The following is an 11,725-nucleotide window of genomic DNA, read 5'->3' as shown; positions in this document are numbered from 1 at the left end:
ATTAGAGAGGATATATATTCCTATAGCAACACCAAGATACAATGGCGTAGTAGAAAGAGTACACGGTATAGACGAAAGAGAATTTTATTCACGATTAAATAAAAATATCACAGTAGAATTATTGAGATAAAAATTAAAAGAATATACACATTTTTATAACAATCAAAGATTGATTTCTTCGTTATTGTATATTACAATCAAAGAAAGAATCAAAAATATTATAGCAAGTAAAAGTACAATATCTATGGCTCCATGACACTAAAAAATATTACTATACTTGATAAATTAATTATTATTAATATACTATTATTTATATATTAGTTTATTTATATAAAAAAATATTGATTAATTTCCGATACTATTATATATAAATATTATTGTAGGTAAATAAAATATGTTTGATTTAGATGTTGTAAACGCTTTTAGTAAGAGTACAGTTGTTATATTAAAGAGTTATTTTAATTCTAATGTTGGCAAGGGAAGCATAAAGATATATAGAAATGCTAATCATGTTGGCGGAGTTATAGTTTTTATTGGAATTAATGGAGATTTAAGCGGAAGGCTTATGTTTAATATGAGTAAGGCTACTGCTTTCAAATTGGCTTCTGCTCTTAATATGGAATCTATCACGGTTATAGATGATATATTTATTTCAACTATAAAAGAGTTTGTCAATATGGTTGCTGGTGCTGCTATTAATGAACTTTCTACTAAACATATAGATTTAGATATGACACCTCCTGCAATATTAATGAGCGATCAATTATCTATGCTTGAAAGAGAAAATGATAAAATACTTTCTATATGCTACAAAACAGAGCTTGGAGAGATATTTATGAACTTAATTATATTTAATCAAACTCCATCATGATTAATTATTTATTAATATTATTTGCTTTTACTATTCTTATAAAATATATAGTCTATAAGATAATAATATCAAAGAAAGCCAATCTTTTTTTAAATAAATATTTTCAAGATGAAGATAAATTATACACAATAGAAGAAGTTTCAAATAGTTTTAAATTAGATAAAGAACATTTTAAATCGCTTATAAATATATTAGAAACGCATCAATATTTTAGTTTTTTCAATAAAAGAGGGGTTACTATGGTAAAAGATTATTATTCAAGGTATGAGCTTAAATATTTAGTAGAGCTTCTTCTAAAGAAAAAGAAATTGAGATTTTAATATATTTGTCTAGGTTATATACTAAAACTTTTTATATAATTTTATACTATACAATATATTTAATGCATATTTTTTAATATAAAGTTATAGTATTTGCACTTTTTGCAACTTTTTGCACGGGAAAAAGTTGAATAAAATAAAAAATTATATAAATAAAAATTAAATCACTATAAATATTTTTAATTTAGTTCTTATAACTAATAAATCTATTCCAACTTAGAAGAAAGTAAATCTTTTTCTATAGAGTTGCTTAAAAACTCAACAAACACATCATAAAGTATAGGGTCTAACTTCACATGATTTTCTATAAAATCTTCTTTCATAATGTTTAAAGCTTCTTCTGGAGTAAAAGTTTTTCCTCCTCTATACTTTCTTGCAGGGTCAATTAAAGCATCATAAACATCTATTATCTCAAGCATCTTAGCAGGGAAATAAGCAAAGGCATCACAATCATCTATTACCTTAGCCTCATAAGACATTATTCTAGGTATTTGAAAGCTAGGGACTTTTTCTAATTTTAAATTGTATAAACGCTCATAAGGTCCATAACCAAGCCCATAATATTCATGATGCAAAGCAACAGTTAAAATAACCTCAAGCGAATATTCAGAAGTTTGACTTACAAGAGTGTAGCTGTTAAATAAATGCTTTTTTATTCTCTCATAATCTCTTCCAGATTCGCCTTCAAAATAATCCAAATCCTTCACTTTTCCTATATCATGAAGCAAAGCACCAATAGAATACAAGTTCATCTCTTTCTCTTCAACAAAACGCATACCATTATCAATACAATCTTCAAGTGTTCTAAAATCTTCGTATATTCTATATTTTTCTGAAGAAGTGGTCATATTCTCATAATATTTTTTATACACTGTAGGGAAAGCTGTTCTTATGATATGTATTAAATTCCTTCTTTTAATAAGGTTATTATAGAAAGCAAGAAAATTCACATAAGAAACAAAAACCCTGTTTGAATGAGCCATTACACCGCCATCAGAATAATTTCTTAATTCTGTAAAAACTTTCTGCGTTTCTAAATTCTTTGAAAGCATATTAACTATTGTATTTACCAAAGAAGTAGTAGTATCATTAATCTCTTGATTTTCTAATTTAGCTTGGTCCTGTGTAAGCTCATTTCCTTTTATTTTTTTGATACTTTCAAACATTGTAACTTTAGCAATAAGTCCAACATCATTACCAGCATCTACTATCTGCTGTGCTGTATTTCTGTTGATTACGTGTTTCTCATCAACTTTAATTTCTTTTAATTCTTTATTGTAAGTTTCAATTATATTTACTTTTTCATTATAGCTCATTTTAGAGATTTCAGATATTTTTCTGCTCATTTCTTCTGCAGCTTCTTTTGGAGTTTGAAATACATATTTAGTTGTTTCTACATATGCTGCTCCAGTATTAGTGTTTAATAATTTAAATTCGTTTATAAAATGAGAGAAGGTTTTTGGAGCATATAATTTTATATTAGAATATTTAGGATTATCTAAAATAAGGCTTAATTGTTCTGTGGGGAATGGTATGATATTATTTTCTTTATCTATTCTAAATAATGGAATATTATGTGCTATTAAATTATCTTTTATTTCTTTTATTTCATCTAAAGTAAGAGTGATATATTTATCAATATTTAATTCTTCAGGCATATTTATTAATTTTCCTTAAATTATAATAATTATATGTAGTTATAGTATATAATATTTCATAAAAAAATAAAACAACTATTTTTTTATAATTTTTTATATTATTTTTTCTTTTTAGCTTTAACACCCGGACAAGGTCTTTTAAATTTTCCAGATACTAAATTACCATTTTTATCAGTATATTCATTCCAATAAGGAAAAGTGTAGCATTGTTTTGGTTTAGCATCATTTATAATACATTTATTATTTTCATCTAAAAAAGGACATTTATTTTCTTCATCAACTTTTATATGATATTCTAATGAATAGCTATGTTTTAAATATTTACTAATAAAAACAAGCGGATTCATATTTAAATAATCTGAAGCTTTTTTGATATCTTCTAAAGAGAAATATATATATCCATTTTCTTTACAGCATAATCCACACCCTGTACAAGAGAATTCTAATATATCATTTTTCTTTTTAGTTTTTTTCATTATTTTATGTTGTTAGCAGCGTTTCTTACTATATTAGCCATATTAGTTTTGCCAAGTTCAATATATCTATCAGACACTTTTATATAAGCATCATATAGATTTTTTTTTTCAGTTTGATTCATATCTTCAATTTTTTTTTTGCCGTCATCAGGTATTATTATATTTACATTAAACACTATTTTATCAGGGTCTGTAAATATATTATCATTAGCAGCAAATATCATAGGCCATTTTCTAGCATCTCCAAGCTCTTTTGTAGCAATAGAAGTTAAAGTATCTGTCCATTTAGTTTTATATACATTGCCGTCTATATACGAAACAGTGTTGTTTTGAGTATTATTATTTTGTGTTGTTGGCGGAGTAGGAGGGTCAGGTATTACAGGCGGATTAGGCAATTCAGGTTCTTTTGGAGGAGTAACATTTGTATTAATTGTGTTTGTTTTTACTGTTGTTGTATTAGTATTTACTTGATTATTATTTGTTTTTATCTGATTATTATTATTAATAGCATTATTTGTAGCAATGTTATTATTAGTTGCTATATTATTAGTTATAACTTTATTTGTGTTATTATTTTGCTGATTAGTTATAATATTATTTCTATTACTGCTTATAGCATTTATATTTGATATATCAGATAAGTTGTCATAATCATTTGTTATTTCATTAAGGTTTTCATTACTTAATACATTTTCATTTGTAACAATATTATAAAAGCCATCATCATTATTATCATTTTTAGAAGTTAAGAATTGAAAACCTAAGAATGATAATCCTAATATTATAATTATAATACCTATAATAGGTATAAGTTTATTTGATTTGTGTTCATCTTTATTGTCAATAGAATGCTCTGGAACTTTATATGGTTCTACAGGTTTTTTTTCTATTTCAGGAAGAATAGATGTTTTTAATTCTTCTTCAGTTTCTATTATTTTAATGTCTTTTTCTTCTAATTCTTTTAATTTTTTATTTGAATAACTTGGATAATCTTCTACTGGGGTATCATCATCTATTTCAGCTGCATTTTCTATTGCTTTATCCATTTCTTCTTGATTGAATTTTGACTCTTCATTATAGTTCTGCTGCATTATTGTAGGAAGTACAACTTTTCTATTTTTAAATATATCGCCTTTAGTATAAGTTACTTTTTCTTTTATTTCTTCTTTTACAGGTTCTATTTTGTTTTCTACTTTTTCCTCTACTTTTTCTTCTATAATTTCTATATCACTTTTTATTTTTTCTAATTCTTCTTTTATTTCTTCAGGTTCTTTAATTTTATCTTCATTTTCTTTATATTTATCAAATGAATCAAAGTTATATTTTTTAACAACTTCCTCTAAAGTTTGAGGTTTGTCATTATTTTCTTTAAGAACAATTTCATTTTCTTTTTTATTAAGTACATTATTTACTATATCGCTTGTTTTATTAAAAATATTTTCATTGCTTTTTATTTCATTATTAACTTCTTTATTAATTGTTTCTTCTTCCACTTTATCATCTGTTACTACTAAATGTTTTTTAGAATATAAAGGTTTTGAAACATTTTTAGATTTAGCTCTTATAGCTTCTTTTAGTAATGTAATAGATTCTCTTTCAGAAGATTTTTCAGTTGTTTTTATAGGCTCTATTTTTCTTATAGTTGCTGATGTTCTTAAAGGGGGAAAAGCTGTTTCTTTTGATTTAGTTGAAGTTTTATCAGCAGTATCATCCTTAGCAGCCATTTTTTTGAAAATATTGTCTATTGTTTTTTGTGTATTATCTTTTTTTAGAGAAGTCAAAGGTGCTACAGTTTTTTTTGCTTCAGTTTCAGATTTTACAGGAGTATCTTTTTTAGCAGTATCAGTTTTTTTAATACTTGCAGTGGTTTTTTTAGTAATTTCTTTTGCAGAATCTTTAGCTGTTGTTTCTTTACTAGTAGCTTTTTTAGCTGCAGTTGTTTTTTTAAGTGTAGTAATTTTTTTAGTAGTATCTTTTGTATCAGCTTTTTTTACGCTTGCAGCAGTTTTTTTTGCAGTAGTTGCTTCTTTTTTAGTTTCTTTAGCTGCTGTTTCTTTACTAGCAGTTTTTTTTGCAGCAGTTGTTTTTTTTACTGCAGTTGTTTTTTTTGCTTCTTCTTTATTTGTTGTTTTTTTTGTTGCCATATTTTTACTCTGTAATATTTTGTTTATTTTTTATTATTATATTTCTTATAGTATTCATTTTATCATTGTCAAATATATTTTCTTTAATGTTTCCCTTTTTTAATAAATCTATAAGATATTTATTTAGGTCTATATTGTTATCGTTTAGATTATACTTTTTAACTATATAAACCGAATCAGCCATAAATAGTATTATTCTTAATTTGTTTCCATCAGAAGAGTATTTTTCTATTATTTTTTGCGGATTATCTATACCAAGGCAGCTTAAATTATAACAAACTTTGAAGAATAATTTGTCTATAGCTTGTTTAACTTGCTGTTCTTTTTTAACTTTTTTGTTTATTGTGTATAGTACAGAAAAATCTCTCGGACTAAAACGGCACATATCAGCAAAAAATTTTTCTTGATATGGCATAAGATAATAATGGCTTTTTACTTTAGATTCAACTCTAGTAATAAAATTATTTTCTTCTAGAGTATCTAAAGATTTTACTATAGTAGCATTTCCTCCAATTCCAGCTTCATTAAGCATTTGAGAATGAGTAGTTTTTGCTATACCATTTTCGTAGTCATAATTAGCAACCAAAACTCTATATACTTCTTTAGCGGATAGAGGAAGTTTTTTCCATTTGTTATTATCTGTTAGAGATTTTGGAATGAAAGAACATAAATTAGCTATTGATATAAAAGTATCCTTATCTAGTTTTTTGATACTTTCTAATTGTACCTTATTTATGATATCTAACATTGTTTCCAAAATAGTTCTCCAATTATTATAGATTGTAATGATACATCAAAATAAAGATAAAATCAAGCTTAACAAAGAAATTTGTAATTATTAAAATTTTATTAATTTATTTTATAGAAATAGGGTTTTGAAATGATTAAAGTTGTAAAAATTTCATTTATGAATGGTATTTCAGAATAATTTCATATTGAATTCGGGCTGAATTTGGTGTTTATTTTTAGTTTTAGAAATTTGGCTTTAAAAATATGTATAATATGTAGTATAAATAGTATAATTTTAAATAAATTTGGAAAAAAATTAAAAAAACTGCTTTAAAACCTATTGCTATTTATCGCACTCGTGCTATAATGACATAACAAACGATGAGAAATAAAAAAATCGCTTGAAACAAAAGTTCTTTGAAATATGGATAGCAGAAGCTAGTTTAATAAAACAAAACACAACTAGTGTAAACGAACTTTTAATTAAGTTCGGAGACCTAAACGCGTTACAATAAGTAACAATTTCTTTGCAAAAAAGTAAATCATCACTTAGTAAAGTGATAAAATAAAGAATCGAAAACGATTCACTTAAAAAAGTGAGTATGGAGAGTTTGATTCTGGCTCAGAGCGAACGTTGGCGATGCGTCTTAAGCATGCAAGTCGAGCGGGCTTATTCGGGCAACTGGATAAGTTAGCGGCGAACTGGTGAGTAACACGTAGGTAATCTGCCGTGAAGTGGGGGATAACCCATGGAAACATGGACTAATACCGTATATACTCTTGCTACATAAGTAGAGTAGAGGAAAGTTTTTTCGCTTCACGATGAGCCTGCGGCCTATTAGCCTGTTGGTAGGGTAATGGCCTACCAAAGCTACGATAGGTAGCCGACCTGAGAGGGTGACCGGCCACATTGGGACTGAGATACGGCCCAGACTCCTACGGGAGGCAGCAGCTGAGAATCTTCCACAATGGACGAAAGTCTGATGGAGCGACATCGCGTGAGGGATGAAGGCCTTCGGGTTGTAAACCTCGGAAATTATCGAAGAATGAGTGACAGTAGATAATGTAAGCCTCGGCTAACTACGTGCCAGCAGCCGCGGTAATACGTAGGAGGCAAACGTTGCTCGGATTTACTGGGCGTAAAGGGTGAGTAGGCGGATTTATAAGTCTAAGGTGAAAGACCGAAGCTCAACTTCGGGAACGCCTCGGATACTGTAGATCTTGGATATTGCAGGGGATGATGGAATTCTCGGTGTAGCGGTGGAATGCGCAGATATCGAGAGGAACACCTATAGCGAAGGCAGTCATCTGGGCATTTATCGACGCTGAATCACGAAAGCTAGGGGAGCAAACAGGCTTAGATACCCTGGTAGTCCTAGCCGTAAACGTTGTACACTAGGTGCTTCTATTTAAATAGGAGTGCCGTAGCTAACGTCTTAAGTGTACCGCCTGAGGAGTATGCCCGCAAGGGTGAAACTCAAAGAAATTGACGGGTCCCCGCACAAGTGGTGGAGCATGTGGTTTAATTCGATGATACGCGAAAAACCTTACCTGGGTTTGAATTGTTAGATGAATGATTTAGAGATAAGTCAGACCGCAAGGACGTTTAACATAGGTGCTGCATGGCTGTCGTCAGCTCGTGTCGTGAGATGTTGGGTTAAGTCCCGCAACGAGCGCAACCCTCACCCTCTGTTGCTACCGAGTAATGTCGAGTACTCTTAGGGGACTGCCTACGTTCAAGTAGGAGGAAGGTGGGGATGATGTCAAGTCCTCATGGCCCTTATGTCCAGGGCTACACACGTGCTACAATGGCAAGTACAAAGAGAAGCAAGACCGCGAGGTGGAGCAAAACTCAAAAAAGTTGCCTCAGTTCGGATTGGAGTCTGAAACTCGACTCCATGAAGTTGGAATCACTAGTAATCGTAGATCAGAACGCTACGGTGAATACGTTCCCGGGGATTGTACACACCGCCCGTCACGCCATCGGAGTTGGTTTTACCTGAAGCCGTTAGCCTAACCGTAAGGAGGGCGGCGTCGAAGGTGGGACTGATGATGAGGGTGAAGTCGTAACAAGGCAGCCGTACCGGAAGGTGTGGCTGGATCACCTCCTTTATTCGGAGTTTGTCCCTTTAAACTCTTACTGCTATTCATATTTGAAAGAACTTTTCTATATATTCTATACCTTGTTAATTAACTATCCTCAAACGGATGGTTTTTTTGTGTTTTTATTTCATTTGGAGTTGCCCCATGCCTGAATTAAATGTAAGTAAAAAGACTATTTATGAAATTTTATCTAGTATGCAAGGAAAAAAATTTATTATTCCTCAATATCAGAGACCATATAGTTGGTATGAAGAACAATGTAATACTTTATGGAATGATTTAGTTGATTTTTATGAATCTAATATGAATAAAAAAGATGAATATTATTTTTTAGGTTCTATAGTCACTTATAAAACTGATAAAGGATTAGGCATTATTGATGGACAACAAAGAATAACTTCTTTTAGTTTATTATTAAGATCATTATATAAAAAACTTGAAAATATGATGAAAACTGATGAAGTTAAAGGATTAATGTCTGATATAGAACCTTGTATTTGGGATATAAATAGAATAACTAAAAAAGTAGATAATAATAAAAGTATTCATATAGAATCTAAAGTTATTGTAGATGAAAAGAAAAAAAAATTTCACGATATATTAATAAATGGAGTTGATTTAGATTCTGAAGATGATGATTTATATACTTTGAACTCTATATTTTTTTATAAAAAGATAGAGGAATTTGCTAAGGATAATACTACACAATGGTATAACTTTTGTGACTCAATTTTACATAAATGTATAATATTACCTATAGAATGTGATAATTTTGATATAGGTTTGACTATATTTCATACTCTTAATAATAGAGGATTACAGCTTTCTGATTCTGATATTTTTAAATCTGAATTGTTTAAAATTTATAGTAAGGACGGTTTAGAAGATCTATTTTCTTCAAAATGGGAAGAATTATCTGAAAAAGTAGAAAAAGCATACATTACTTTAGATGATATTTTTAGATATTATATGTATGTAATTAGAGCTAGAAATTCAATTAGTTCAAAAGAGGTTGGTTTAAGATCTTTTTATTCACAAAATAAATATGATATTCTCAAAAAGAAAAATGTTATAGATGATTTAATATCATTATCTGATTTTTGGATAGATGTAAATTGGTTAAAACAATCTCCAAATATTAATTTAAATTACAATTGTTTGAAATATTTGCATTGTTTACAATACTATACAAATGAATATTGGAAATATTTAATAAGTGTGTTTTATTTAGAAAATAAGGATAATATTAACTTTAATGATAATTTTTCATTTTTTTTACAACGTTTAATTTCATTTTTATTTATAAAAGCTATAGAGGGTAAAAAAGTTAATGATATTAAGCTTCCAATATTTAAAGCTTCAATAGATGTTTGTAATGGAAAATATGATAAAGTATTCATTGATGATGATATTGAATGTTTAAAAAATGCAAAAGAGTTTAAAATTTGTATATCAAATTCATCAAGATCAAAAGTATCTTCTTCAATTATTTTATTAAAAGCTTATTTAAATAAAAAACAAAAAACTATTATTGAAGATGTACATATAGAACATATTCTTCCTAAAAAATGGCAAAATACAAATTATAAAGGTTGGGATAAAAAAGATGCAGATGAATATTTAGATAAATATGGAAACAAAGCACCTTTAGAATATAAACTAAATATATTAGCAGGAAATAAATATTTTGGTGAGAAGAAAAAAATATATTTAGGTAACAATTCAAATTATTCAAAGTCAAATGTTATGGATATTATTGATATTGCTAATACAAATAAAACAGATTGGAGTAAAAAAGATATAGAAAAAAGGAATGAAGAATTTGTCAATACAATATATAATTTCTTGAAAAAATCTTTTAAATAAGATTTTACTATTGAAAAACTAATTAAAATATTGGCTTTTCTATATCTTCTGTGTTTCTTTTTATTTCTTTTACGAGTATGTATTCTATTTTAATATTTTTTTCTTTTGCTGTTTTTTTGTTTGTGTCAGCATTAGCTTTACCTATAATTTTAGCAGGGGCATCTGTAATTACTATTACTACTTTACTTTCATTTTTATAATCAAAATCTTCTAAAGCTTTTTGTATTGCTTCATACATAGGTTCTGACTTATCTCCTCCGCCTTTAGCATAAAAATAATTGACATCCCTATGTATTTTATTTATGTTATTATCAAAGTCTATTTTTTTAGTTAGGTATGCATCTCCTACATCTCTGTAAAGCAAAAATCCAATTCTTGAATTAACATCCTTTTTAAATACTTCTTTACTTATAGATTTTATTTCTTCTTTTATTGAAATTAAATATGGATCCATACTTTCTGTTGTATCTAATACTAATACTAAATCTATAGCTGAATTATATTTCTTTATAATATTATATATTTGGCTGTTTAAATCTTTTTCATCATCAGCATAGTGGCTTTTTAATTCACTAGCTTTATTTAATGAATCTATTGCTTCACCGTCAAAAAAGTTTCTTTCTATATTGTTATTATTTATTTGTTTTTTACTTACTATCATCTCATTTGTATTTAATTCTATAATTTCTTGATTAGGAGGTTCTATTACAGGAGGAACATTAATATTTTCTTCTGTTGTAACAGTATTTGCAGTATTTTTTATTGTTTGATTTTGTATTATATAATCTATAGGATAAGTAAAAGTTTCTCCTTTAGTATTAAACACATTAAATGATAAATATCTATCTTCTGGCAATTCTTTAAAATAAGCTTTTATATATAGTTGTTTTCCTATTTTGCTGTTGTATGTATCTTCTAATATTATTCCATTATTATCTGCTTGTAGAGCATAATTAAATGAAGTTTTAATTAATTTATATGTAGTATTAGTTAAGCCTTCTCTCACATAAAAGGCATATTTTCCATTTTCTCCGCCTGAATAGTAAAGATAAAATGCGTATAAATTACCTTCTTTTTGTACGTTTCTTAATGTTATTATAGGGTTAGTTTTTTTATTATTATCAATTTTAAATAAAAATGTTGAATCTGTTACAATATTTCCATTATTATCCAATGCCTCTAATACAAGTTCTGTATTATCTGTTAATAATATTCTTGCATTTACATTATTAGTATCTAAATATACAGATTCTCCTATAGATGCCTGCAAAGATGTTCCTAATTTACTATTTACTGATACTTTATTAATATTTATTAATGAATTAGCATCAGATGATTGATTAAGATAAAGGTATGAGTATTTATTATTTGGCAATTTAAATAGTAGTCTTATATTGTCTATATTATTTTTTTTTCTTATATTTATTTGGTAACCTGTAAGTAATTTCTCTATAATAATATCATCTTGTGTAATTTCTGTGTATTGACAATATAAATTTTCTAAAGCAGCAAAAAATGCTACCGATAAAATAATAAATAAAAATCTTCTCATTGTTTA

At 27.6% G+C, this 11,725-nt stretch carries 8 protein-coding genes and 1 rRNA gene; 4 read left to right on the top strand and 5 right to left on the bottom strand.

Going from position 1 to position 11,725, the window contains the following annotated elements; all coding sequences use genetic code 11:
- Positions 1-394: 394 nt before the first annotated feature.
- Positions 395-871 (top strand): chemotaxis protein CheX, encoded by a 477-nt coding sequence (locus tag EPJ72_RS11215; protein WP_147732228.1) that lies wholly within the window; start codon positions 395-397, stop codon positions 869-871.
- A complete protein-coding gene (locus EPJ72_RS11210; protein ID WP_147732227.1) occupies positions 868-1,191 on the top strand; it encodes a hypothetical protein in 324 nt (107 codons plus the stop codon). The genes EPJ72_RS11215 and EPJ72_RS11210 overlap by 4 nt, the downstream gene beginning before the upstream one ends.
- Before the next feature lie 206 nt (positions 1,192-1,397).
- Here the strand turns inward: EPJ72_RS11210 and EPJ72_RS11205 are convergent, their stop codons facing one another.
- From EPJ72_RS11205 to EPJ72_RS11190, 4 genes are all read right to left on the bottom strand, one after another.
- Positions 1,398-2,849, bottom strand: a complete 1,452-nt coding sequence (locus EPJ72_RS11205) for an HD-GYP domain-containing protein (protein ID WP_147732226.1) — start codon at positions 2,847-2,849, stop codon at positions 1,398-1,400.
- Between the two features lie 98 nt (positions 2,850-2,947).
- Positions 2,948-3,325: a YkgJ family cysteine cluster protein gene (locus tag EPJ72_RS11200; RefSeq protein ID WP_147732225.1), complete on the bottom strand. Its 378-nt coding sequence runs from the start codon at positions 3,323-3,325 to the stop codon at positions 2,948-2,950.
- The gene (locus EPJ72_RS11195; protein ID WP_147732224.1) at positions 3,325-5,469 is read right to left on the bottom strand and encodes a hypothetical protein; all 2,145 of its coding nucleotides are present in this window, start codon (positions 5,467-5,469) and stop codon (positions 3,325-3,327) included. Before EPJ72_RS11195 ends, EPJ72_RS11200 begins: the two co-directional genes overlap by 1 nt.
- 4 nt (positions 5,470-5,473) lie before the next feature.
- On the bottom strand, positions 5,474-6,226 hold the full coding sequence (locus EPJ72_RS11190; protein ID WP_147732223.1) for a hypothetical protein: 753 nt from the start codon (positions 6,224-6,226) through the stop codon (positions 5,474-5,476).
- Positions 6,227-6,797: 571 nt separating this feature from the next.
- On the opposite strand from EPJ72_RS11190, the gene EPJ72_RS11185 reads away from it, so the two are divergent.
- Together EPJ72_RS11185 and EPJ72_RS11180 are read left to right on the top strand one after the other, a co-directional pair.
- Positions 6,798-8,310: ribosomal RNA gene (locus EPJ72_RS11185) — 16S ribosomal RNA — on the top strand.
- Positions 8,311-8,445: 135 nt separating this feature from the next.
- The gene (locus EPJ72_RS11180) at positions 8,446-10,167 is read left to right on the top strand and encodes a GmrSD restriction endonuclease domain-containing protein (protein WP_158636899.1); all 1,722 of its coding nucleotides are present in this window, start codon (positions 8,446-8,448) and stop codon (positions 10,165-10,167) included.
- A gap of 22 nt (positions 10,168-10,189) precedes the next feature.
- Here the strand turns inward: EPJ72_RS11180 and EPJ72_RS11175 are convergent, their stop codons facing one another.
- Entirely contained in the window at positions 10,190-11,719 is a 1,530-nt protein-coding gene (locus EPJ72_RS11175) for a vWA domain-containing protein (RefSeq protein WP_147732221.1), read from the bottom strand.
- Positions 11,720-11,725: the final 6 nt, after the last annotated feature.

The organism is Brachyspira pilosicoli (assembly GCF_008016535.1).
Classification (GTDB): domain Bacteria; phylum Spirochaetota; class Brachyspiria; order Brachyspirales; family Brachyspiraceae; genus Brachyspira; species Brachyspira pilosicoli_A.
This window is presented reverse-complemented; position numbering and strand designations above follow the sequence as displayed.